The organism is Streptomyces sp. NPDC002888, assembly GCF_042888465.1.
Taxonomy (GTDB): domain Bacteria; phylum Actinomycetota; class Actinomycetes; order Streptomycetales; family Streptomycetaceae; genus Streptomyces.
The window spans coordinates 1-23,040 of sequence record NZ_JBIAPU010000003.1 but is presented as its reverse complement, the minus strand read 5'-3'; the positions used below and the strand labels follow the sequence as shown (position 1 = coordinate 23,040).

General features: G+C 70.3%; 19 protein-coding genes. 14 read left to right on the top strand and 5 right to left on the bottom strand.

Going from position 1 to position 23,040, the window contains the following annotated elements:
* Nucleotides 1-115 precede the first annotated feature (115 nt).
* From ACFYWX_RS05585 to ACFYWX_RS05565, 5 genes are all read left to right on the top strand, one after another.
* Complete coding sequence (locus ACFYWX_RS05585; RefSeq protein WP_389422674.1) at nucleotides 116-868, top strand: GntR family transcriptional regulator; 753 nt, start codon at nucleotides 116-118, stop codon at nucleotides 866-868.
* 318 nt (nucleotides 869-1,186) lie between these two features.
* Nucleotides 1,187-1,378 carry an SPOR domain-containing protein gene (locus tag ACFYWX_RS05580; RefSeq protein ID WP_389422673.1) on the top strand — a complete coding sequence of 64 codons (192 nt, stop codon included), beginning with the start codon at nucleotides 1,187-1,189 and terminating at the stop codon, nucleotides 1,376-1,378.
* A gap of 30 nt (nucleotides 1,379-1,408) precedes the next feature.
* Entirely contained in the window at nucleotides 1,409-1,819 is a 411-nt protein-coding gene (locus ACFYWX_RS05575; protein ID WP_389422672.1) for a (deoxy)nucleoside triphosphate pyrophosphohydrolase, read from the top strand.
* A gap of 117 nt (nucleotides 1,820-1,936) precedes the next feature.
* On the top strand, nucleotides 1,937-2,371 hold the full coding sequence (locus ACFYWX_RS05570) for an ATP-binding protein (RefSeq protein WP_389422671.1): 435 nt from the start codon (nucleotides 1,937-1,939) through the stop codon (nucleotides 2,369-2,371).
* A 261-nt stretch (nucleotides 2,372-2,632) separates the two neighbouring features.
* On the top strand, nucleotides 2,633-5,245 hold the full coding sequence (locus ACFYWX_RS05565; RefSeq protein ID WP_389422670.1) for a SpoIIE family protein phosphatase: 2,613 nt from the start codon (nucleotides 2,633-2,635) through the stop codon (nucleotides 5,243-5,245).
* A 28-nt stretch (nucleotides 5,246-5,273) separates the two neighbouring features.
* Here ACFYWX_RS05565 and ACFYWX_RS05560 read toward each other — a convergent pair whose 3' ends face one another.
* Nucleotides 5,274-6,815, bottom strand: a complete 1,542-nt coding sequence (locus ACFYWX_RS05560; protein ID WP_389422669.1) for a hypothetical protein — start codon at nucleotides 6,813-6,815, stop codon at nucleotides 5,274-5,276.
* A gap of 95 nt (nucleotides 6,816-6,910) precedes the next feature.
* Between ACFYWX_RS05560 and ACFYWX_RS05555 the strand changes: the two genes are divergently transcribed.
* The 3 genes from ACFYWX_RS05555 to ACFYWX_RS05545 are packed head-to-tail and all read left to right on the top strand — an operon-like array spanning nucleotide 6,911 to nucleotide 9,488.
* On the top strand, nucleotides 6,911-8,125 hold the full coding sequence (locus tag ACFYWX_RS05555) for a hypothetical protein (protein WP_389422668.1): 1,215 nt from the start codon (nucleotides 6,911-6,913) through the stop codon (nucleotides 8,123-8,125).
* Nucleotides 8,126-8,169: 44 nt separating this feature from the next.
* Nucleotides 8,170-9,186: a phosphotransferase family protein gene (locus tag ACFYWX_RS05550; protein ID WP_389422667.1), complete on the top strand. Its 1,017-nt coding sequence runs from the start codon at nucleotides 8,170-8,172 to the stop codon at nucleotides 9,184-9,186.
* Nucleotides 9,168-9,488 (top strand): hypothetical protein, encoded by a 321-nt coding sequence (locus ACFYWX_RS05545; RefSeq protein WP_389422666.1) that lies wholly within the window; start codon nucleotides 9,168-9,170, stop codon nucleotides 9,486-9,488. Before ACFYWX_RS05550 ends, ACFYWX_RS05545 begins: the two co-directional genes overlap by 19 nt.
* Here ACFYWX_RS05545 and ACFYWX_RS05540 read toward each other — a convergent pair.
* The 4 genes from ACFYWX_RS05540 to ACFYWX_RS05525 are packed head-to-tail and all read right to left on the bottom strand — an operon-like array spanning nucleotide 9,469 to nucleotide 13,315.
* A complete protein-coding gene (locus ACFYWX_RS05540) occupies nucleotides 9,469-10,239 on the bottom strand; it encodes a succinate dehydrogenase/fumarate reductase iron-sulfur subunit (RefSeq protein WP_389422665.1) in 771 nt (256 codons plus the stop codon). The two genes, ACFYWX_RS05545 and ACFYWX_RS05540, sit on opposite strands and share 20 nt — an antisense overlap.
* The gene (locus ACFYWX_RS05535) at nucleotides 10,236-12,167 is read right to left on the bottom strand and encodes a fumarate reductase/succinate dehydrogenase flavoprotein subunit (protein WP_389422664.1); all 1,932 of its coding nucleotides are present in this window, start codon (nucleotides 12,165-12,167) and stop codon (nucleotides 10,236-10,238) included. Before ACFYWX_RS05535 ends, ACFYWX_RS05540 begins: the two co-directional genes overlap by 4 nt.
* 17 nt (nucleotides 12,168-12,184) lie before the next feature.
* Nucleotides 12,185-13,006, bottom strand: a complete 822-nt coding sequence (locus ACFYWX_RS05530; protein ID WP_389422663.1) for a hypothetical protein — start codon at nucleotides 13,004-13,006, stop codon at nucleotides 12,185-12,187.
* A gap of 18 nt (nucleotides 13,007-13,024) precedes the next feature.
* Nucleotides 13,025-13,315 carry a hypothetical protein gene (locus ACFYWX_RS05525; protein ID WP_389422662.1) on the bottom strand — a complete coding sequence of 97 codons (291 nt, stop codon included), beginning with the start codon at nucleotides 13,313-13,315 and terminating at the stop codon, nucleotides 13,025-13,027.
* 345 nt (nucleotides 13,316-13,660) lie between these two features.
* On the opposite strand from ACFYWX_RS05525, the gene ACFYWX_RS05520 reads away from it, so the two are divergent.
* From ACFYWX_RS05520 to ACFYWX_RS05495, 6 genes are all read left to right on the top strand, one after another.
* Nucleotides 13,661-15,760 carry an ABC transporter family substrate-binding protein gene (locus ACFYWX_RS05520; RefSeq protein WP_389422661.1) on the top strand — a complete coding sequence of 700 codons (2,100 nt, stop codon included), beginning with the start codon at nucleotides 13,661-13,663 and terminating at the stop codon, nucleotides 15,758-15,760.
* Nucleotides 15,761-15,898: 138 nt separating this feature from the next.
* Nucleotides 15,899-17,806, top strand: a complete 1,908-nt coding sequence (typA, locus tag ACFYWX_RS05515; RefSeq protein ID WP_389422660.1) for a translational GTPase TypA — start codon at nucleotides 15,899-15,901, stop codon at nucleotides 17,804-17,806.
* Nucleotides 17,807-17,993: 187 nt separating this feature from the next.
* Nucleotides 17,994-18,971 (top strand): ABC transporter permease, encoded by a 978-nt coding sequence (locus tag ACFYWX_RS05510; protein WP_389422659.1) that lies wholly within the window; start codon nucleotides 17,994-17,996, stop codon nucleotides 18,969-18,971.
* A 73-nt stretch (nucleotides 18,972-19,044) separates the two neighbouring features.
* A complete protein-coding gene (locus tag ACFYWX_RS05505; protein WP_389422658.1) occupies nucleotides 19,045-20,853 on the top strand; it encodes an ABC transporter substrate-binding protein in 1,809 nt (602 codons plus the stop codon).
* A gap of 92 nt (nucleotides 20,854-20,945) precedes the next feature.
* Nucleotides 20,946-21,926: an ABC transporter permease gene (locus ACFYWX_RS05500; protein WP_389422657.1), complete on the top strand. Its 981-nt coding sequence runs from the start codon at nucleotides 20,946-20,948 to the stop codon at nucleotides 21,924-21,926.
* Nucleotides 21,927-21,936: 10 nt separating this feature from the next.
* Nucleotides 21,937-22,953 carry an ABC transporter ATP-binding protein gene (locus tag ACFYWX_RS05495; protein ID WP_389422656.1) on the top strand — a complete coding sequence of 339 codons (1,017 nt, stop codon included), beginning with the start codon at nucleotides 21,937-21,939 and terminating at the stop codon, nucleotides 22,951-22,953.
* Nucleotides 22,954-23,040: the final 87 nt, after the last annotated feature.

Here is a 23,040-nt window from a genome sequence, read left to right as displayed (position 1 = left end):
AAAGCCCCTCCCCGGCGCATGTCATCACTTCGAGTGATTCTCTGGCCTCCGCTTGCATGGCACAACCGACGGTTGCCACGCTGTAGCTGTCTGTACAACCTGATGGGAGCGGCCAGTGACTTTCGGTGAGCAGCCGGCGTATCTGCGTGTCGCGGGTGATCTCCGCAAGAAGATCGTCAACGGCGCGCTGCCACCGCACACCCGGCTGCCCTCCCAGGCCAGAATCCGCGAGGAGTACGGCGTCTCGGACACCGTCGCCCTGGAGGCCCGCAAGGTGCTGATGGCCGAGGGGCTGGTCGAGGGCCGCTCCGGCTCCGGGACGTATGTGCGCGAACGCCCCGTGCCGCGCCGGATCGCGCGCTCCGGCTTCCGCCCCGTCGGCGGTGCCACACCCTTCCGCCAGGAGCAGGCCGACGCCGACGCGCGCGGCACCTGGGAGTCAAGCAGCGCGCAGAGCGAGGCGAGCGGCGCCGTCGCGGAGCGGCTCGGCATCAAGCCCGGCGACCGCGTGATGTGCACGCGGTACGTGTTCCGGGAGGCCGGCGAGGCGATGATGCTCTCCACCTCCTGGGAGCCGCTCGCCGTCACCGGCCGCACGCCCGTGATGCTGCCCGAGGAGGGCCCGCTCGGCGGCATGGGCGTGGTCGAGCGGATGCGTGCCATCGACGTCATCGTCGACAACGTCACCGAGGAGGTCGGCGCCCGCCCCGGCCTCGCCGAGGAGCTCCTCGCGCTCGGCGGGGTGCCCGGCCATGTCGTCCTCGTCGTCCAGCGCACGTACTACGCCTCCGGACGCCCGGTCGAGACGGCCGATGTGGTGATCCCGGCCGACCGCTACCGGGTCGCGTACCACCTCCCGGTGAAATAGCGCACACCTTTACGGCAGTTGCCCCCGACACACCCCCAACGAGGTGTGGTGTGCGGGTGGTTGCGCTGCCGTCGCTTTCCGGTCGTTCTCGCAGGTCGCCCCGGATGTGGACGGCACGCCGCCGACCCGGTGCGGGGAGCCGTGGGGGCGGCGCGTTCGCTGTCGTGCGCCCCCTCCGTTCTGGCTTGTTGCGTACCTCTTTGTGAAAAGCCGTATTCGCTGCGTGAAGGTTAGGCGTAGGCTCGGGCATATGCGGATTGCGGTTTCCTTGGAGGGCGGGACGTGGCCCGGACCGCGGACGGGAAGTGGAGGGGCGCGATGACCGAAGGCACCATCTCTCTTCCCTGGCAGGTCATTCGGCAGGACGACAACGGCAATCGCTACCGCGTGGGCAGGTACGCGACCCGCGCCGAGGCGCAGAAAATCGCGGACAGTCTCGACGCGCGCGGACACAAGCAGCTCTACTGGGTCGAGCGCATCGCCCAGAACGGCGACGGCGGCCACAACTGACGCGCGCGCCACTCCCGTAGGCTCCGGCCCATGACGGAACGGATCGTGGTGGTCGGGGCCGCCCTGCTCGACGGCGGCCGCCTGCTCGCCGCGCGCCGGAGTGCGCCCCCCGAACTGGCCGGACGCTGGGAACTGCCCGGCGGCAAGGTCGAACCGGGCGAGACGCCCGAGGCGGCGCTCGTGCGCGAACTGCGTGAGGAACTCGGCGTCACGGCGGAGGCGCTCACGCGTGTGCCGGGGGAGTGGCCCCTGAGGCCGCCCTACGTCCTCCATGTCTGGACCGTCCGCCTCCAGCCCGGCTCCGGCGACCCCAACCCCCTTCAGGACCACGACGACCTGCGCTGGCTGACCCCCGACGAGATCTGGACCGTGAACTGGCTGGACCAGGACGTGCCGGCGGTGCGGGAGGTCCTGGCGCGCCTTGAGTCCGGGGCGCGCTGAGCAGGACAGGGGTGTTGCCCTCGGTCTCGTACCGCCGTTCGTGCCACAGTGCGCCGTCACGGGCGGTAGCGCCTTCGCGATATCGGGTATGTGCCCATTAACCCCACGAAACCGGACATGGGTGTACCTCGCTGGGCCTGGGAAGTGATCGGCGTGATCGACACCGAAGGCGACTGTGCCGAGTGGACATTTCCCGCGGATCCCGGCGCCGTACGCACCGCGCGCGCGGTCGTCCGGGGCAAGCTGCGCGGATGGGGCCTCGACAGCCTCGGCGACCTCGCGGCGCTGCTGGTCAGCGAGCTGGTGACCAATGCGCTGCGGCATGCCACGGGCCCCATCGGCGTCCGCCTGGTCCGCCCCGCGGGTCTGCCCGGCGTCCTGCTGGTGGAAGTCTCCGACCCGCTCCCGGACCCCCCGCGTGAGCGGGCCCCGCAGCTGGAGGACGAGAGCGGCCGAGGTCTGCAACTGGTGGCTTCCTCCTCCCGCCGGTGGGGCACCCGGCCCGGCGAGGCGGGCAAGACGGTGTGGTTCGAACTCGCGGTCCCCGGATGAAGGGGGGCAGTTCGCGCTGTACGTCCGCACACGTCCTGTCGACGTACTCGTTCCAGCCAGTGGCGATTGCCGGAATGCGTGATTCGACGACGTGTCCCCTGGTTAGAAGACTGGAAGTGTTGTCTCGGTGCGGTCCAAAAAACGCCTGGACCGTGCTGTGATCGTGAACACCGTGTTGTGCGGCGCCGTAGTGCTGGATACTGCGGGCAGCCGCTGCCGGTGACCGGTGCCGGACGCGGTGAGCTGGAGGGGACGGTTCGCGTGAGCGAGATACCAGCGAAGGCCACGGAGTCCGAGGACCCGTCGGGCGGCGCGAGGCAGGGGGACGCGGATGCGCTTGCCTCCGTGGAGGCGCCGCCCGGTGACGCCATGTGGCAGAGCAGCCCGCCCGGCTCGATCTACGACTACATCAAGGTCGCGTCCTTCTCCATCGGAGCCGACGGACTGGTCGACCAGTGGAGCCTGCGCGCCGAACAGCTCTTCGGTATCCCCGCCGGGCGCGCCGTGGGCATGGACCCCATAGAGGCCTTCATCGACCCCGACCTGCGCGAGCGCGGCCAGCGCAAGATGGCCGAGATCCTCGACGGGCGGGAGTGGACCGGTGTGGTCCCCTTCCGGATGCCCGACACGGCGGACGGGGAGCGCGGCCAGGAGGGGCTCGCCGAGGTCTACGTCATGCCGACGCGCACCCAGGACGGTGAGAAGGGCGCCGTCTGCATCGTCGTCGACGTCCGCACGCTGCGCACCATCGAGACCGACCTTGCCGCCTCGCAGGCCATTTTCGGCCAATGCCCCTTCGGTTTCCTGCTGATCGACACCGACCTCAGGGTGCGCCGCGCCAACAACCGGTTCGCCTCCCTCTTCGGCGGCACTCCCGACGAGCACCGCGGCCGCGGAGTCCACGACTACCTGCCGCGCCCCGAGGCCGACCGGGTCTCCGCGACGCTGCGCCGGGTCCTGGAGAGCGGCGACTCCATCACCGACATGCACATCACGGGCTTCCTGCCGGGCTCCGACGAGCGCCGGCACTGGTCCATCAACCTCTACCGCGTGCACAGCGGCAGCGGCCGCCCCATCGGCATCGCCTGGCTCGGCATCGACATCACGGCCCGCCGCGCCGCCGCCCGCGAGGCCGCCGCCGCCCGGCGCAACCTCGCCCTCCTCAACGACGCCGGCGCCCGCATCGGCAACTCCCTCGACCTGGAGACCACCGCCCGCGAACTCCTCGACGTCGTCGTCCCCGGCTTCTGCGACCTCGCCACCGTCGACCTCTACCAAGGGCTCCTGGCCGGCGACGAGACCCCGCCCGGCCTCGCCGACGGCAGCGCCGAACTGCGCCGCGTCGCCTTCGCCAGCGCCGTCTCCGACGCGCCCTTCATCGGCGGGGGATCGCCCGTCGAGCTCGGCGCCGTCCACCACTACGCGTTCAACTCGCCCTGCGCGGACGCCCTGCGCACCGCCCGAACCCAGGTCGTGCCCGCCGAGGAGGGCGGCCTCGTCCAGTCCACGCTGGCCGTCCCGATGGTCGCCCACGACACCGTCGTGGGACTCGCGCAGTTCGCCCGTACGAAGGGCAGCGAGCCGTTCGGCGACCGCGACCGGGACCTCGCGGTGGAGCTCGCGGCACGCGCCGCCGTCTGCATCGACAACGCCCGCCTGTACCGCCGCGAGCACGAGCGCGCGCTGATACTGCAACGGTCCCTGCTGCCGCCCGGCGACCCGGTCGCCTCCGGTCTCGACATCGCCTGCCGCTACCTGCCCGGCAACGTCTCCACCGGCCGCCCGAGCGAGGTCGGCGGCGACTGGTTCGACGTCATCGAACTCCCCGGCCACCGCACGGCGCTGGTGGTGGGCGACGTGATGGGCCGCGGCCTGCGCGCGGCGGTCGCCATGGGCGAACTCCGTACGGCGGTCAGAACGCTGGCCCTGCTGGACCTCGAACCGGCGGAGGTCCTCTCCGCGTTGGACGAAATCGCCCGCGGTCTCGGCACGCCCGGCGGCGTCCAGCAGGCCACCCGCGCCGCCCGCCGCCCCCGTGAGGCGGACCTGTCCGAGGTGTACCTCGCGACCTGCGTGTACGCCGTCTACGACTCGGTGACGCGCCGCTGCACCTTCGCCAACGCCGGGCACCTGCCGCCGGTCCTGGTCGAGCCCGGCGAGCCGGCCCTCATGCTCGACGTACCGCCGGGCATGCCGCTCGGCGTCGGCGGCGAGCCCTTCGAGGAGGTCGAGGTCGAACTACCCGAAGGCGCACTGTTGGCGCTCTACACGGATGGACTGGTCGAATCGCGCGACCATCCGCTCGACGAGGGCCTCCAGGCGTTCGTCGGGGCGCTCACCGACCCGAGCGCCCCCCTGGAGGACGTCTGCGACCACGTCCTCAACACCCTCGACACCCACCACGGCGAGGACGACATCGCCCTGCTGATGGCACGTGTCCAGGGCCTGCCCACCGAGTCCGTCGGCGACTGGACGCTGCCGCGCGAGCCGCGCAGCGTGGGCCGCGCCCGCGAGTACGCGCGCGGCCAGCTGCTCAGCTGGGACCTGGAGCCGCTCGTCGACACGACGGAGCTGCTGGTCAGCGAGCTGGTGACGAACGCCCTGCGGTACGGCGAGGGCGAGATCAGGCTGCGGCTCCTCCTCGACCGCACCCTGGTCTGCGAGGTCTGGGACTCCGGCCTGGTCCAGCCCCGCCGACGCCGGGCCCGCGACACCGACGAGGGCGGCCGCGGCCTGCAACTCGTCGGCCTGCTCAGCGCGGCCTGGGGCTCACGGCGCACCCCGCTCGGCAAGACGGTGTGGTTCGAACTGCCCCTGCCGGACGGGGAGACGGGACTGGCGGATCCGGCGGAGGCGTTGCTGAGCCTGTTCTGAGGGCCAGGGGGTGATCAAACGACACCCCCTACGGCACCGCTGGGGTGCGCCGGGCCCGGGTGACGGATCCGCCGAAGCTCGCCGGCGGCCCACCGTCCCCGGCGCCGCCACCCAGCAGCACCCCGCCGAGGACGGCACCGGTGACCCCGCTCGCGTACCCGGCCGCCGTACCGGCGTACGGATTCCCATGGATCCGTACGTCCAGCTCGGCGAGGTCGTCGGCGGTGCGGGCGAGCGTGTCCGCGCGCAGCAGGTCCACCAGGCCCCCGTCCCCCGTCGTCAGGAGCCGCTCCGCCTCCGCCAGGCGGGTGCGGGCCGTGCCGCCCACGGCGCCCCGGTGCGTCATGACGAAGTCGGCCGCGGCGTCGGTGGCAGCGCGGGCGGTGAGCAGGGCCGCGGCCGGCAGCACACCGGCGCGCCCGGTGACGAGCGGCGCGGTCGCCCGTACGACCCGGCGCAGGACGCCGAGAGGGTCGTACGGATGCCCGGAGGTCAGCTCCTGCCGTACGGCGGCCAGGACGGCGTCGGCATGGAGCACCCGGCTGCGCAGCTCGCCGACCGGCACGTCCAGCCCGAGGGTGTCGGCTCCCGCGATCTCCGCCTCCGCCCCCGTGAGCGCGGCCGGAACCATCCGCGCGGCCTCCTCCAGCTCCGCGGCGAGCCGGTGCACACCGTCGACGAGGACGCCTGCCTGGGTGATGGCGCCCTCGGCGGCCCGCAGATGAGCGGCGGCGCGCGCATCGTCCTCCCGGTCGGCGGCCTGACGGGCGTGGTTGAGACGCGTCGTCGCGAACACGAGCCGGTCCTTGGCCTGTTCGACAGAACCGGTCACGGCGGCGGACGCGGAAGGGGCATACCGCGTGCGCAGGCCCACGAGAACCGTCTCGGCCGCGCCCGTGCGTCCGGCCAGCTCACGGAAGCGTGTTTCCGCGACGCCCAGCGCCTCAGCCAGCCCCTGTTCCTCAAGCCCCCGCAGCCGGTCGAACCCGGCGGCCTCGGCGTCCAGCCGCCGCCCCGCCTCCTCGCACCGCCCGACGATCCCGGCGAGCGCGTGCCGCCGGGCCGTCTCGTCGGCCGGCACGCCCTCGTCGTAGAGCTGCCGCATCCGAAACGCGGCGGCAAGCTCACCGGCCGCCTCCCGCACGACCCGAGCGGGGGACTCGACGCCAACGGCCCCGAACCGGTCCTCGGCGAAGCCGAGTTCCTCCCGACTGGTGCGCACCCAGTCATCCGCCTGAGCGAGCAACGCGAGCGCCCGGGAGTCCGGCTCGTCGGGCGGCGCCTCCACGGACGCCGCTTCCCCACGCCCCCCACCCGGCGTGGTCCGCTCCCGCACCCTCCGAGTGCGCCGCACATACCCGTACCCGGCGAGCACCGCCGCCGCCCCGACGGCCACGAGCGGCAGAACAAGATCAGCGACGGACGCCCCACCCTCCCCAGCCGCGCTCGCACCAGGCCCCTCGCCCGTGATCGCAACCACGGGCTCGGCCCACACCGTCCTCCCCAGCAACACGAAGCCCACGAGCACATACGCCCACCACAGCCGGCCCCGATCCAAGGATGGCGTCACCTTTCGGAGCGTATGGCCGAGATTGCGTCCGCGCGACCTCTGCACACCCGACTCGGGACCCGTGGGGCGAACCGACCACTGAGGGGGACACGGGGATGAACAACACGGACAGGCCGAAGCGGCCCGCCGAGGCGGAAGCCAAGGGAACACCCGAGCCGATCGCTGCGGAGGCCGGTGCGGCGCACGGAGCCGCGGCCGCCGATGGTGAAGGTGCCCCGCCGGGGCCACCCGCACCCGACCACGAGAGCAGCACGGGTGATGCGGGTGGGAACGAAGAACGGGGCGAAGGCGAAGCCGAGGCCCGAAGGCCCCGGCGTTGGCTCAGACGTACCGCGCTCGCAGTCGTCCTCGCCCTCCTCCTCCCCCTCCTCGGCACCCAGGTCGCCCTCCGCCTCAACTACACCGGCGACCCCGCGACCGGCACGTACACCCGTGACCGTGACGCCATCTGGCTCGGCCACGCCTGGGTCGACGGCCGCAAGAAGGACGCCGACATCACCGCCCTCGCCGGCCGCCTGCAAGGCACCGGCATCCGCGACCTCTACGTCCACGCCGGCCCCCTGGAACACGACGGCACGCTCCCCAAGTCCGCCTACCGGAACGCCCGTTGGCTGATTGACGCCGTACACCGGGAGATACCCGGCATCCGCGTCCAGGCCTGGCTCGGCGACGTCCTCGCCACGGAGACCCCCGACGGCATGCACCTGGAGCACGCCAGAACCAGGGCCGCCGTCGTCCAGTCCACCCGCGAGATCCTCACCGCCGGCTTCGACGGCGTCCACTTCGACCTGGAGCCCCTCCACTCCGGCGACCGGAACTACCTCACCCTCCTCGACTCCCTGCACGAGATCACCAGCGCCCAGGACGCCCAGCTGTCGATCGCCGCCCACCAGATCGATCCGGTCCCGGGGTTCCACTCGTTCTGGGGCACGGTCGCCGGACACCCGAAATGGTGGTCGCAGGAGTTCTTCGGGCAGGTCGCGCGCCGCGTCGACCAGATCGCGGTGATGTCGTACGACACCATGCAGCCGCTGGAGAGCACCTACGGCGGCTACGTCGCCCAGCAGACCTCACTGGCCCTGGAGGTGACCCCGGAGTCCACCGACCTGCTCATGGGCCTGCCCTTCTACCACGAGAACCGCTTCGGCCACTGGAACCACGCCGAGACCGTCCCCGCCGCCGTCCGCGGCGTCCGCCTCGGCCTGTCCCGTACGGACGCGGACCGTGCCAACTTCGGGGTCGCCCTGTATGTGGACTTCGCGGCCGAGGAGAAGGACTGGACGGCGTACCGAGACGGCTGGGTGCGCTGAAAAACGGCCTGCGTCCGCCGGACGGGGGTGCGAGCATCGGTCGAATGACCGCCACCGCCCGCACCCCCCTCACCCGCGAGGACCTCGCTCCCCTCACCCGCGCCGCCCTCGGCCCCACCCGCACCCTCTCCGCCGTCACCCGCCTCCGGGGCGGCACCAAGAAGGGCGTGTACCGCCTCACCCTCGACGACGACACGACCGCCGTCGCCTATGTCTGGTCGCCGGACGAGGACTACTGGGACGCCGGCCCCAGCGATCTGCGCGACCCCTTCTCCCACGGCACCGGCCTCGACCTGTTCACCGCGGCGCACGACCGCCTGCACGCCGCAGGTGTCCGCACGCCCCGCCTCCTGTACGCCGATCCCACGCACACGCTGCTTCCCGCGGACGCGGCGATCGTCGAGGACCTCACCGGCGGCAGTCTGGAGGAGGCCCTGCGCCGGGACCCGCGGACGGCGGGCCCGGCCCTGGCACGGCTCGCCGACACCCTCGCCGCGCTGCACGCCCACGAGGGCCCCACCTTCGGCAAGGTCGCCCTCGTCGACAACGGCGGGGTGCCGAACGCCGACTCCTGTGAGCAGCGCGTCACCGAAGGCGCCCTGCGCGACATCGCGGCGACCGCCGCACGGGACGCACGGATCGCCGCCGTACGGGACGACCTGGAAGCCCTGGTACGGAACCTGGCCGCCCAGGTCCGCCCCCGCACCCGCCACACCCTCATCCACGGCGAACTCGGCCCGGACCACGTCCTGCTGGACGCCGACGGCCACCCCGCGCTGATCGACATCGAGGGCCTGATGTACTTCGACGCGGAATGGGAGCACGTCTTCCTCCGCATTCGCTTCGGCCCGCACTACGACGCGCTGCGCACCCCCGGCCTCGACGAACACCGCCTGCGTCTCTACCGCCTGGCCATGCACCTCAGCCTCGTGGCCGGCCCGCTCCGTCTGCTCGACGGCGACTTCCCGGAGCCGGGGCCGATGCGGGAGATCGCGGAACACAACCTTCTCAGCGCCCTGGAGCTCGTGGAATGCTCAGCGGCATGCACTCGATACTGGTGATCCTGGCCGTCCTGGCCGTCACCGCGCTCGCCGTGATGGGCGGGGCGGCGACGGCCACCGGCTGGGTGCCGCCGTGGGGCGGGTACCGGATTCTGCGGCCGAGGCTGTGGGGGTCCGGCATGGTGGTCAGCGCCGTCGGCATGGCCGCGTTCATGTTCCTCGGCCCGCTGGGCGACCTTCCGCCGGCGTACGCCTCGATCCCGCTCGCGGGCATGGGGGCGTACCTCGTGGGGCTGTTGCTGCAGACACTTGCCCGGCGCCCCGGCCGTGCCCCCCGAGCCCCTACCGGTCCCGTCTCCTGATCTTCGACCCCAGCCACACCAGCGGGTCGTACTTGCGGTCCACGGCCCGCTCCTTCAAGGGAATCAGCGCGTTGTCCGTGATCTTGATGTCCTCCGGGCAGACCTCCGTGCAGCACTTGGTGATGTTGCAGTAGCCGAGCCCGTGCTCGTCCTGGGCGGTCTTCTTGCGGTCGAGGCCGGTCTCGGCGGCGGCGTCCAGCGGGTGCATGTCCAGCTCCGCCACCCGCATCAGGAAGCGCGGGCCCGCGAACGCCGTCTTGTTCTCCTCGTGGTCGCGGACCACATGGCACGTGTCCTGGCACAGGAAGCACTCGATGCACTTGCGGAACTCCTGCGGACGGTCCACATCCTCCTGGAACATGCGGTACTCGCCGGGCCCGACCCCCGCGGGCGGCACGAACGAGGGAACCTCCCGCGCCTTCCGGTAGTTGAAGCCGACGTCCGTCACCAGGTCGCGGACCACCGGGAAGGCACGCAACGGCGTGACGGTGATCGTCTCGTCCCGGTCGAACACCGACATCCGGGTCATGCACAGCAGCCGCGGCCGCCCGTTGATCTCCGCCGAGCACGAACCGCACTTGCCCGCCTTGCAGTTCCAGCGGACGGCCAGGTCGGGCGCCTGGGTGGCCTGGAGGCGGTGGACGATGTCCAGCACGACCTCGCCCTCGTTGACCTCGACCCGGAAGTCCTCCAGGCCGCCCCCCGCCGCATCCCCGCGCCACACCTTGAAGTGGGCCTCGTAGCCGCTCATTCGTAGAGCTCCTCTTCGGCGAGGTACTTGACCAGCTCCTCCTTGTCGAAGAGGGCGAGCAGGTCCCGGCGGATGGGTTCGGTGGTCTCCCGTGCGAGGGTGATCTGGCCGCGCACCGGGTCGGTGGCCGCGAGGCCCCCCGTCGGGTCGGTCAGCCGGCACAGGAGGTTGATCCGGCGCCACTCGCGGTCCATCGACGGATGGTCCTCGCGGGTGTGCCCGCCGCGTGACTCCGTGCGCTCCAGCGCGGCCCGCGCCACGCACTCGCTGACCAGCAGCATGTTCCGCAGGTCCAGGGCGAGGTGCCAGCCCGGGTTGAACTGGCGGTGGCCTTCGACACCGGCCCGCCGGGCGCGTACCCGCAGGGCCGCGAGCCGCTCCAGGGCCTCGGCCATCTCGGCCTCGCGGCGGATGATGCCGACCAGGTCGTTCATGGTCTGCTGGAGTTCCTGGTGCAGGGTGTACGGGTTCTCCGGCGGCCCCGCCGACGGTTCCTCGCCCTCCGCGGAGAAGGGCCGCAGGGCCTCCGCGGCGGCGCCGTCCACCTGGACGTCGTCCACCGGCGGCCGGACGCCCGCGCCCGCCGCGTACTCGGCCGCGTGCCGGCCCGCCCGGCGTCCGAACACCAGCAGGTCGGAGAGCGAGTTGCCGCCGAGCCGGTTGGAGCCGTGCATCCCGCCGGCCACCTCACCGGCCGCGAACAGCCCCGGAACCCCGCGGGCGGCGGCCGTTTCGGAGTCGACGGCGATGCCGCCCATCACGTAGTGGCAGGTGGGCCCGACCTCCATCGCCTCGGCGGTGATGTCGACGTCCGCGAGCTCCTTGAACTGGTGGTGCATCGAGGGCAGCCGACGCCGGATCACCTCGGCGGGCATCCGCGTCGACACGTCGAGGAAGACGCCCCCGTGCGGGGAGCCGCGGCCCTCCTTCACCTCGGAGTTGATCGCCCGGGCGACCTCGTCACGGGGGAGCAGCTCGGGCGGGCGCCGGTTGTTGTCCGGGTCGTCGTACCAGCGGTCGGCCTCGTCCTCGGACTGGGCGTACTTCTCCTTGAAGACGTCCGGGATGTAGTCGAACATGAACCGCTTGCCGTCGGAGTTCCTGAGCACCCCGCCGTCCCCGCGCACCGACTCGGTGACGAGGATGCCCTTCACGGACGGCGGCCAGACCATGCCGGTCGGGTGGAACTGCACGAACTCCATGTTGAGCAGGGGCGCCCCGGCGAGCAGGGCCAGCGCGTGGCCGTCGCCGGTGTACTCCCACGAGTTCGACGTGACCTTGAAGGACTTGCCGATGCCGCCGGTCGCGATCACGACGGAGGGCGCCTGAAGGACGAAGAAACGGCCGCTCTCGCGCTCGTACGCGAAGACGCCGCTGACGCGTGAACCGTCCTTGAGGATGCGGGTGACCGTGCACTCCTGGAACACCTTCAGGCGGGACTCGTAGTCGCCGGTCTCGCGGTGGTCCTCCTGTTGAAGCGCGACGATCTTCTGCTGGAGCGTGCGGATCAGCTCAAGACCGGTACGGTCGCCGACGTGGGCGAGGCGCGGGTACTCGTGGCCGCCGAAGTTGCGCTGGGAGATCTTCCCGTCCTTGGTGCGGTCGAAGAGCGCGCCCCAGGTCTCCAGCTCCCACACCCGGTCGGGGGCCTCCTGCGCGTGCAGTTCGGCCATTCGCCACTGGTTGAGGAACTTGCCGCCGCGCAGGGTGTCGCGGAAGTGGACCTGCCAGTTGTCGTGCTCGTTGACGTTGGCCATCGCCGCCGCGATGCCGCCCTCGGCCATCACCGTGTGGGCCTTGCCGAAGAGGGACTTGCAGATCACCGCCGTACGGGCGCCCCGTTCGCGCGCCTCGATGGCGGCGCGCAGGCCCGCGCCACCGGCACCGACCACGACGACGTCCCACTCCTGCCGGTCGACCACGGACATCACAAGGCCCCACTCATCTAGAAGAAGCGCGGATCGTCGAAGACCCCGGACGCGACGAGATAGACGTAGAAGTCGGCGAGCGCCACGCTCACCAGCGACGCCCAGGCGAGCAGCATGTGGCGGGCGTTGAGCCTCCCGACGAACTGCCACGCCTTGTAGCGCACGGGGTGCCGCGAGAAGTGCTTGAGCTTGCCGCCGACGATGTGCCGACAGGAGTGGCAGGAGATCGTGTACGCCCAGATCAGCACGATGTTGACCAGGAAGACGAGGGTGCCGAGCCCCATGTGGCCCCACGCGTAGTGCTCGTCGCGGAAGGCGAGCACCGTGTCGTAGGTCAGGATGCCGGCGACGAGGATCGCGGCGTAGAAGAAGTACCGGTGGATGTTCTGCAGCACCAGCGGGAAGCGGGTCTCGCCGGTGTACTTCTTGTGCGGCTCGGCGACCGCGCAGGCCGGGGGCGAGGCCCAGAAGCCGCGGTAGTAGGCCTTGCGGTAGTAGTAGCAGGTCAGGCGGAAGCCGAGCGGGAAGATCAGGATGAGGATCGCCGGCGAGATGGCCCACCAGCTGCCGAAGATCTCCCAGTTGGGGCCGGAGCGCATCGTCTCGCAGCGTTCCGCCAGGCAGGGCGAGTAGAACGGCGAGACGTAGGGCGCGGCGTAGTAGTCCGCGTCGGCGAAGGCCCGCCACGTCGAGTAGACGACGAAGGCGAACAGGCCGGCCGCGGTGGCGGCGGGCGCCAGCCACCAGCGGTCGGTCCGCAGATGCGGGGCGCTGATCGCGGCGCGCGTACGGGACCGTACGCCGCCGCTGTTCACTTTGGGTTCCGTACCAGTGGCCAACGCAGGACTCCGGTCGGGTCAGGGGGCGTGTCGGTCCCGGGCGCCGAGACCCTCGTCGTCCGAGTCGACCCACAGGCTGTCGTCGTAGGGCGTGTCCGGGATGGTGACGAGCTCCGGCTTGTGGGGCGAGGCCGGCTGGGAGGCCGCCTCGCGCAGCAGCGCGACACTCTCGCGCAGGTGGTTGGCGTCGGCGCGGACGCGGCGGACCTCCAGGCCGCCACTGCCGAGCTGCTTCTCCAGGCGGCCGACGGACCGGGAGAGGTCGTCGAGGCAGCGCTGGACGGCTGTCAGGTCGTCGTGCACGGACATGACGTGACCTCACTTCCTCGGGCCCTTCGGCCCTGGACGGCGACGTTCATGCGCCTGCGAGTGTTGCGCGTCACACCGACCGCTGTGAAGGCGTGTGCAGCGATTGGCGGATTGCGTGCCCTCGGTACACGCTCGCAAGCGCTCTGTGTGCGCCGGGGCGTGTGTTGCTCCGCACGGGTGGGGTTCCACGCCCCTGTCGCCGTGTCGCCCTCGGCTGGCGAACCCTTTCCTCTTCAGTGGGGCCGTAGATCTGGGCCGTAGATCTGATCAACTCCAAAATACCGCCAAATGTGATCAGAACGCACCTGTATCACCGGCGGGAGCCGCTCCCCGGAGGTACCAGAGATGTCCTACGACGGTGTCGGACCGCGCGCGGTCATGCGCTCGGTGGTCTTCCTGACCACGGGCGCGCTCGCGGTGCTCACGCTCGCCGGCTGCGGCTCCGAGGACGAGGCCGGCAAGCCGCTCGCCAAGCAGGACGTCGCCCGCGCGGCCCGCGCCAAGATCGCCGAGGGCGGCACCCTGCGCTGGGCCGTCGACGCCGTACCGGACACCCTGAACACCTTCCAGGCCGACGCGGACGAGACCACCGGTCGAATCGCCCAGGCCGTCCTGCCGTCGATGTACCGGATGAACGCGAGCGGGCGGCCGGAGCGTAACTCCGCCTACCTGGAATCGGCCAAGGTCATCGGGACCGAGCCCAAACAGGTCGTCCTGTACAAGCTCAACCAGCAGGCCGTCTGGAGCGACGGCCGCGAGATCGGCGCCGCCGACTTCGCCGCCCAGTGGCGTGCCCTGTCCGGCAAGGACTCCGCCTACTGGACGGCCCGCAACGCCGGCTACGAACGCATCGAGGGCATCGAGCGCGGCGCCAACGACCTGGAGGTCCGGGTCACCTTCGCCAAGCCCTACGCCGACTGGCGGTCGCTGTTCTCGCCGCTGTACCCGAAGGACGTCATGGGCACCCCGGACTCCTTCAACGACGGCGCGCGCCGCAAGCTGAAGGTCACCGCCGGGCCGTTCACCGTGCAGAAGGTCGACACCAAGCAGGACCGGGTCCGCCTCACCCCCAACCCGCGCTGGTGGGGGATGCCCGCCAAGCTCTCCGAGATCGTGCTGCGCGCCGTACCTCTCGACAAGCGCGCTGCCGCGCTGGCCGCGGGCGAGATCGACCTGGCCGACATCGACCCCGCCACCGCCCGCCGCGTCAGCGGCGGGGCCGACGGACTGCGCGGCTTCGAGGTCCGCAAGTCGCTGGAGCCCGCCTACACCCAGCTCGCCCTCAACGGCGCCGACGGCCCCCTCGCCGACGAGCGGGTGCGCCGGGCGGTGGCCCGCGCCCTGAACCGCAAGGAACTCGCCGAGGCCGTGCTCAAGCCGCTGGGCCTGCCCGCCGTCCCCGTCGGCAGCCACCTCGCCCTCGCCGGACAGGCCGCCTACGCCGACAACAGCGGCGCGCTCGGCGGCCAGGACACCGACGAGGCGCGGGCCCTGCTCACGGACGCCGGATGGGTGCCGGGCGGCCCGGTCAAGGAGCAGAAGAAGGGCGAGGAGGCGGCGGGGCCCAAGGGCAAGAAGACCAAGAAGGAGAAGGCCGCCGAGGAGGAGGGGGCGGGGGAGGACGAGTCCGAGGGCGGCGACGACGGCACGTACGTCGTCGGCGAGGACGACAAGGCGCGCCGCAAGGCCGCCGGGGATCACGCCGCCCAGGACCCGGCCGCCCGCGACCACAAGGACAAGCACGGCGAGAGGCGCACCGAGGGCGGGGGCAGGCACCTCGCGCAGGACGGCTCCTACCCGCAGGTACAGCGGGGCGGCGCCCCCGGCGCGTACGCCCCCAAGGGCACCGCCGCCCCGGCGGGCACCGCGGTCAAGGCGCTGGCCAAGAACGGCAAGCCGCTCACGCTCCGCTTCGTGCTCCCCTCCGGCGCCGGTTCGGAGCCCCTGCGAGCCGTTGCCGACCGCGTCACACGCATGCTGAAGCGTGTCGGCATCGGCACGGAGATCACGAAGGTCTCGGACGAGAGCTACTTCAAGGACCACATCGCCTCCGGCCAGTACGACCTCGCCCTGTACTCCTGGCCCTCCTCCGCCTTCCCGGCCACCGACGCCCGCCCCATCTACGCCAAGCCGGTCCCGGCCGCCGACGGCTCGCTGAGCGTCGAGCAGAACTACACCCGCGTCGGCACCGACCAGGTGGACCAGCTGTTCGACCAGGCCCTCGCCACGCTGGACGAGGACGAGGCGCGCTCCCTGATCCGCAAGGCGGACTCCCGCATCTGGGCGGCGGCCGGCTCGATCCCGCTCTACCAGAGGCCCCAGCTCACGGCCGCGGGGAAGACCGTCGTCAACGTCGGTGCCTTCGGTTTCCGGACACCGGTCTTCGAGGACATGGGCTTCCTGAAGAAGGGCGCGAAGCTGTCGCCGAGCCCGTCGGCGTCCTGAGCCGTACGGGGCTGCGGGGGCCGCTCCTCGCGGAGCCACGTACCATGGGGTGAGGCCGTGGCATGTCAAGCCCGGCAGGGCCCGCGTAACACAGACGTACGCGTCGGCCTTCCTCACACTCCGGGAGAACGCCGCAATATGGCCACGCGCCACGACATCCGCAACGTCGCCATCGTCGCCCACGTCGACCACGGCAAGACCACCCTGGTCGACGCCATGCTCAAGCAGGCCGGTGCCTTCGCCGCGCACGCCGCCGAGTCGCTCGACGACCGCATGATGGACTCGAACGACCTGGAGCGTGAGAAGGGCATCACGATCCTGGCCAAGAACACGGCGGTGAAGTACCACCCGAAGGATGGCGGCGACGTCATCACGATCAACATCATCGACACCCCCGGTCACGCCGACTTCGGTGGCGAGGTCGAGCGCGGTCTGTCGATGGTGGACGCGGTCGTGCTGCTCGTCGACGCCTCCGAGGGCCCGCTGCCGCAGACCCGCTTCGTGCTGCGCAAGGCGCTGCAGGCCCGCCTGCCCGTCATCCTGTGTATCAACAAGACGGACCGCCCCGACTCGCGCATCGACGAGGTCGTCAACGAGGCCTACGACCTCTTCCTCGACCTCGACGCCGACGAGGACCAGATCGAGTTCCCCATCGTCTACGCCTGCGCGCGTGACGGAGTGGCCTCGCTGACCAAGCCGGAGGACGGCACCGTCCCGGCCGACAGCGACAGCCTGGAGCCCTTCTTCTCCACGATCCTGTCCCACGTCCCGGCCCCGGAGTACGACGAGGCGGCCCCGCTCCAGGCGCACGTCACCAACCTGGACGCCGACAACTTCCTCGGCCGTATCGCCCTCCTGCGCGTCGAGCAGGGTGAGCTGCGCAAGGGCCAGACCGTCACGTGGATCAAGCGCGACGGCACGATGGCCAATGTGCGCATCACCGAGCTGATGATGACCGAGGCGCTGACCCGCAAGCCCGCCGAGAAGGCCGGTCCGGGTGACATCTGCGCGGTCGCCGGTATCCCGGACATCATGATCGGCGAGACCCTCGCGGACACCGAGAACCCGATCCCGCTGCCGCTGATCACGGTCGACGAGCCCGCGATCTCCATGACCATCGGTACGAACACCTCGCCGCTGGTCGGCCGTGGCGGCACCGGCAAGGGCGCGGACAACAAGGCCGCGGTCAAGGACCGCAAGGTCACCGCCCGCCAGGTCAAGGACCGCCTCGACCGGGAGCTGGTCGGTAACGTCTCGCTGCGGGTGCTCGACACCGAGCGTCCCGACACCTGGGAGGTGCAGGGCCGCGGTGAGCTCGCGCTCGCCATCCTGGTCGAGCAGATGCGCCGCGAGGGCTTCGAGCTGACCATCGGCAAGCCGCAGGTCGTCACCCAGCAGGTCGACGGCAAGACGTACGAGCCGGTCGAGCGCATGACGATCGACGTGCCCGAGGAGCACATGGGCGCGGTCACGCAGCTCATGGGCGTCCGCAAGGGCCGCATGGACAACATGTCGAACCACGGCTCGGGCTGGGTCCGCCTGGAGTTCGTCGTCCCCTCCCGCGGTCTCATCGGCTTCCGTACCGAGTTCCTCACCGGCACGCGCGGCACGGGCATCGCCCACTCCATCCACGAGGGCCACGAGCCCTGGTTCGGCACGCTGACGACCCGTAACAACGGCTCGCTGGTCGCCGACCGCTCGGGTGCCGTCACCGCCTTCGCGATGACGAACCTCCAGGAGCGCGGTGTGCTGTTCACCGAGCCCGGCACCGAGGTGTACGAGGGCATGATCGTCGGCGAGAACTCGCGCTCCGACGACATGGACGTGAACATCACCAAGGAGAAGAAGCTCACGAACATGCGGTCCTCCTCGGCCGACTCGTTCGAGGCGATCGTCCCGCCCCGCAAGCTCTCCCTGGAGCAGTCCCTGGAGTTCTGCCGCGACGACGAGTGCGTCGAGGTGACCCCGGAGGCCGTTCGTATCCGCAAGGTCGTCCTCGACCAGAAGGAGCGCGGTCGCACCGCGAGCCGCGCCAAGCACGGCTGATCACCGGCCCTTTGAGCCCGGGTGCTCCCCATCGGGGGGTGCCCGGGCTTTTTTGCACCCCGTTTCAGCTGTGACGGAATTGAGATGCGAAAGACGGTGGTCGGGTAGTTGTCCGATGGCAGATAGTAGCGGCGTAGTCACGCACGTAACCCCATGTCCACATCCACACCGGTGAAATGGGCGAACAGTGACAAGTCCTACGGAGTTGGAGACCGGGCCACTGATCGGCCGGTCACCGGGTCAGCTGATGTGGATCCGCTTCAAGCGCGACCGCACCGGCGTGATCTCGGCCTACGTGGTCGTCTTCTTCTTCCTGATCGGACTGCTCGCCCCGCTGATCTCCAAGCTGTACGGCAAGGACCCGTACACGGTGTACGCCGACGAGCGCCCCGACCTCTTCGACAGCGCGGGTGTGCCGGTGCAGCCCAACGGCGGCATCAGCGGCGACTTCTGGTTCGGACTCGAACCCGGCAACGGCTACGACGTCTTCACCAAACTCCTCTACGGCATCCGGACGTCGCTGATGATCTCCGTCGCGGTCACGCTCGCGACGGTGCTCACCGGCATCCTCCTCGGCGTCACGGCCGGCTATCTCGGCGGCAGGACCGACTTCTTCATCAGCCGGGTCATCGACTTCCTCCTCGCCTTCCCGGCCCAGCTGTTCTTCATCGCCAGCATGCCGGTCGTGGTCTCACTGTTCGTCAGCCCCAGGGACGAGACCCCGGTCTACGTCAGGGTGGTCGCCCTCATCGCCGTGCAGTGGTTCCTGGGCTGGATGAGTCTCGGGCGCATCCTGCGCGGGACCACCCTCGCCCTGCGGGAACGGGAGTTCATCGAGGCGGCCAAGGTCAGCGGAGCCCCGCCCTGGCGGGTCATCCGCAGGGAGATCCTGCCGAACGTGGTCACCCCGATCCTCGTGCAGGGCACCTACATGCTCCCCAACTTCGTGACCGCCGAGGCCGGTCTGTCCTTCCTGGGCGTCGGCATCGTCGAACCGACGCCGGACTGGGGCCAGATGTTCTCCAAGGCGTCGACCGAACTCGTGATGCAGAACGACATCACCTACATGTTCTTCCCCGGCATCTCGATGGTCGTCTTCATCGTGGCGTTCAACCTGCTCGGGGACTCGGTCAGGGACGCCTTCGACCCCAAGACGGCGCGCTGACCACGCTGACCAGCTGACCTGCAAGGTCTGGGTTCCTTCGCACTGGTGACAACAGAGGGGTGGAAACCGAGTGATGAGTAGGGGCGGACGCCACGCACACGCCGTGATCTCCGTGCTCGCCGCCGGGGCACTCGTGCTGACCGGGTGCAGTTCCGGCGGCAGCAAGAGTGGCGGCGACGACAAGAAGCAGCAGGAGAACGCCGAACGGCAGAAGGCGTTGATCAAGTTCGGTGACGCCGCGGCCTCCAAGGGCCCCGCCGCCGAGGTCCCGGGCGCCAAGTCCGGCGGCACCATCTCGGTGCCCGCCCGCGACAGTTACGCCCACCTCGACCCGGGCCAGATCTACGTCTTCAACGAGATGCAGGTCGCCCTGCTGCTGCACAGAGGACTCACCGGCTACAAGTCGACCAGCAACGACGGCAGCAGGCACGAGATCGTCGGCGACCTCGCCACCGACTCCGGCACCACCACGGACGGCGGCAGGACCTGGAAGTACACCCTCAAGGACGGCATCAAGTTCCAGGACGGCTCCCCGATCACGTCCAAGGACATCCGGCACAGTGTCGAGCGGCTCTTCGCCCCCTTCATCAACCAGGGCCCGCCGTACCTCCAGCAGTGGCTGGCCGACACCCCGGGCACCGACTACCGCAAGCTGCTGCCGGGCGGCCCGTTCAAGGGCAAGCACCTGCCGGACAGCATCCTGCAGACGCCGGACGCCAAGACCGTCGTCTTCAAGTTCAAGAAGCCGCACCCCGACCTGCCGTACGCGTTGGCCATGGTGGGCTACGGGGTCGTCTCCCAGAAGGGCGACACCAAGGAGAAGTACGACAAGGCCCCGGTGGCGTCCGGCCCGTACAAGATCCAGTCGTTCAAGTCCGGCAAGTCGATGGTGCTGGTGAAGAACACCGACTGGGACCCGGCCACCGACCCGATCCGCCACCAGTACGCCGACCGGTTCGCCATCACGTTCAACCAGCAGTACGAGGACTCCACCAAGGCGCTCCTCGCCGACAGCGGCGCCGACCAGACCTCCGTCAGCTGGCAGAACTCGGTCGACGCGGGCAACCTCTCCAAGGTCCTGAACGACCCGAAGATGAAGTCCCGCACCGTCATCGGCTACCAGCCGTACGTGGGCCAGATGAACATCAACCTCAGCCACAAGGCGATGCAGGACAAGAAGGTCCGCGAGGCCATCGCCTACGCCCTGCCGACCTCGGCGTTCCAGCGGGCCTACGGCGGCGGCGACGCGATGGAGACCCCGGGCGGCATCATCAGCCCGACCGTCAGCGGCTACGACCCCTCCTTCGACCCGTGGGGCAAGAAGAAGAAGCCCGCGGGTGATCCGGCGAAGGCCAAGAAGCTCCTGGAGGAGGTTGGCAAGGTCGGCATGAAGCTGACCTTCGGCTACATCAACACCCAGGAGGGCCAGGCCTACTCCACCGCCATGGCGGCGGGCCTGAAGAAGGCCGGCTTCGACGTCCAGCGCCAGGAGGTCCCGGCCGAGACGTACTACGACCAGGTCAGCAAGCTCAACAACACCTACGACATCTTCAACACCAACTGGGGCGCCGACTGGCCGTCCGCCTCGACCGTCATCCCGCCGTGCTTCGACGGCCGGGCCATCGCCGAGGGCGCGCAGAACTACTCGCAGGTCAACGACCCCAAGATCAACAGCGAGATCGACCGCATCAACACCATCACCGACCCGGCCAAGGCCGCGGCCGAGTGGGAGAAGCTCGACAAGTACCTCGTGAAGGACGTCATCAACGTCGTCCCGACCGGCTACTTCAAGCAGACCCAGATCGCCGGATCCAAGATCGGCGGCCTCGTCTACGACGACGTCATCGCCGGCGTCGACCCGCGTCGCCTGTACGTCAAGTGACCCCGCTCGGGACCTCGGTGCCCGGTGCCGCCGCCCGTCAGGACGGCGCACCGGGTACCGTCCGGCCCGCCGACGTCTGAGAGCTGTCCGACATGCTGCGCTTCCTGGTCCGCCGGTCCCTCGGCGCCGTCGTCATCCTCTTCCTGCTGAGCATCGTCGCGTTCCTGCTGTTCTTCGGGATGCCGCGCGACCCGGCCCTGCTGATGTGCGGCAAGACGTGCACCCCGGCCAACCTCGAGAACCTGCACCATGTGCTGGGCCTCGACAAGTCGATCCCCGAGCAGTACTGGATCTTCCTGCACAACCTGGTCATGGGGAGCGACGACTTCGCCCAGGGCCCCTGCCCGGCCCCCTGCTTCGGCTACTCGTACCACTCCAACGAGCAGGTCTGGGGCACCCTGATGGACCGGCTGCCCACCACCGTCTCGCTCACCCTCGGCGGGGCGGTCTGCTTCCTCGTCCTGGGCCTCGGCACCGGCCTGATCGCCGCCTGGAAGCGCGGCACGCTGGTCGACAAGACGTTCACGGCCGGCGCGATGGTGATCAGCTCGATGCAGATCTACTTCCTCGGCCCGCTCGCGCTGGCGATCCTCGTCTACCAGACCCACCTCTTCGACAAGCCCGCCTACAACGAATTCACCGCCGACCCGGCCGCCTGGTTCACGGGCTTGATCATCCCCTGGGTGGTCCTCTCCACGATCTTCGCCTCGCAGTACACCCGTATGGCGCGCTCGTCGATGATCGAGCAACTCCAGGAGGAGCACGTCCGTACCGCCCGGGCGAAGGGCCTGTCCCGCCGGTACGTCTTCTTCCGCTACGCCTGGCGCGGCTCCCTGATCCCCATCGTCACCATCTTCGGCATCGACCTCGGCTCGCTGCTCGGCGGTGCCATCATCACCGAGTACACCTTCGGCCTGCCGGGCCTCGGCCGGCTCGCGGTGGAGTCGGTGTTCTTCAGCGACCTGCCGCTGCTGCTGGGCGTGATGCTGTTCTCCGCCACCATGATCCTGCTCTGCAACATCGTCGTCGACGCCGCGTACGCCTACATCGACCCGCGCGTGCGGCTGGCCTAGGAGCACTGTCGTGACCCAATTTCTCGCGGTGCGGGACCTGTACGTCAGCTTCAAGACCGAGGACGGTGTCGTGCAGGCCGTCGACGGGCTCTCCTTCGAGCTCGCCAAGGGCAGGACGCTGGGTATCGTCGGTGAGTCGGGCTCCGGCAAGTCCGTCACCAACCTCACGATCCTCGGCCTGCACAACCCGATGTTCACCACCGTCGAGGGCGAGATCCTCCTGGAGGGCCAGGAGCTGACGACCGCCCGCGAGTCCGAGCTGGAGAGGCTGCGAGGCAACAAGGTCGCGATGATCTTCCAGGACCCGCTGACCGCGCTGTCCCCGTACTACACCGTCGGACGGCAGATCGCCGAGCCGTACATGAAGCACACCGGCGCCTCCAAGAAGGCCGCCTGGACACGGGCGGTGGAGATGCTGGGCAAGGTGGGCATCCCCAGCCCGACGCAGCGCGCGAAGGACTACCCGCACCAGTTCTCCGGCGGTATGCGCCAGCGCGCGATGATCGCGATGGCCCTCGTGTGCGACCCGGACCTGCTGATCGCCGACGAGCCCACCACCGCCCTCGACGTGACCGTGCAGGCCCAGATCCTCGACCTGCTGAAGGACCTCCAGCAGGAGTTCGGCTCCGCGATCATCTTCATCACGCACGACCTGGGCGTCATCGCCGACATGGCCGACGACATCATGGTGATGTACGCGGGCGGCGCGATCGAGCGCGGCACGGTCAACGAGGTCCTGCGCGCACCGCAACACCCTTACACCTGGGGCCTGCTGAACTCGATGCCGCGCCTGGACTCGGACCTCGGCGCCCTCCTCACGCCGATCCCCGGCACCCCGCCGTCCCTGCTCACCCCACCGTCCGGCTGCCGTTTCCACCCCCGCTGCACCTTCCAGGGCCGGATCGGCGGCAACCGCTGCGTCACCGAGCGTCCGCTGCTTGCCCTCGACCGGACCTCCGCCTGCCACTTGACGGCGCAGCAGAAGCGCACCATCTTCATCGACGAGATCAAGCCCCGTCTCGGCTAGGGGGGGGGGGGGGGGGGGGGGGGGGGGGGGGGGGGGGGGGGGGGGGGGGGGGGGGCGCGCGCCCCCCCCCGCGGCGCCATTAAGTGA

Bases quoted from the DNA above. Each gene is read 5' to 3' on its own strand.
- ACFYWX_RS05580 (WP_389422673.1), top strand. From the start codon at position 1,187: ATGACCGAAGGCACCATCTCTCTTCCCTGGCAGGTCATTCGGCAGGAC.
- ACFYWX_RS05575 (WP_389422672.1), top strand. From the start codon at position 1,409: ATGACGGAACGGATCGTGGTGGTCGGGGCCGCCCTGCTCGACGGCGGC.
- ACFYWX_RS05570 (WP_389422671.1), top strand. From the start codon at position 1,937: ATGGGTGTACCTCGCTGGGCCTGGGAAGTGATCGGCGTGATCGACACC.
- ACFYWX_RS05555 (WP_389422668.1), top strand. From the start codon at position 6,911: ATGAACAACACGGACAGGCCGAAGCGGCCCGCCGAGGCGGAAGCCAAG.
- ACFYWX_RS05550 (WP_389422667.1), top strand. From the start codon at position 8,170: ATGACCGCCACCGCCCGCACCCCCCTCACCCGCGAGGACCTCGCTCCC.
- ACFYWX_RS05545 (WP_389422666.1), top strand. From the start codon at position 9,168: ATGCACTCGATACTGGTGATCCTGGCCGTCCTGGCCGTCACCGCGCTC.
- ACFYWX_RS05540 (WP_389422665.1), bottom strand. From the start codon at position 10,239: ATGAGCGGCTACGAGGCCCACTTCAAGGTGTGGCGCGGGGATGCGGCG.
- ACFYWX_RS05535 (WP_389422664.1), bottom strand. From the start codon at position 12,167: ATGTCCGTGGTCGACCGGCAGGAGTGGGACGTCGTCGTGGTCGGTGCC.
- ACFYWX_RS05525 (WP_389422662.1), bottom strand. From the start codon at position 13,315: ATGTCCGTGCACGACGACCTGACAGCCGTCCAGCGCTGCCTCGACGAC.
- ACFYWX_RS05520 (WP_389422661.1), top strand. From the start codon at position 13,661: ATGTCCTACGACGGTGTCGGACCGCGCGCGGTCATGCGCTCGGTGGTC.
- typA (WP_389422660.1), top strand. From the start codon at position 15,899: ATGGCCACGCGCCACGACATCCGCAACGTCGCCATCGTCGCCCACGTC.
- ACFYWX_RS05505 (WP_389422658.1), top strand. From the start codon at position 19,045: ATGAGTAGGGGCGGACGCCACGCACACGCCGTGATCTCCGTGCTCGCC.
- ACFYWX_RS05500 (WP_389422657.1), top strand. From the start codon at position 20,946: ATGCTGCGCTTCCTGGTCCGCCGGTCCCTCGGCGCCGTCGTCATCCTC.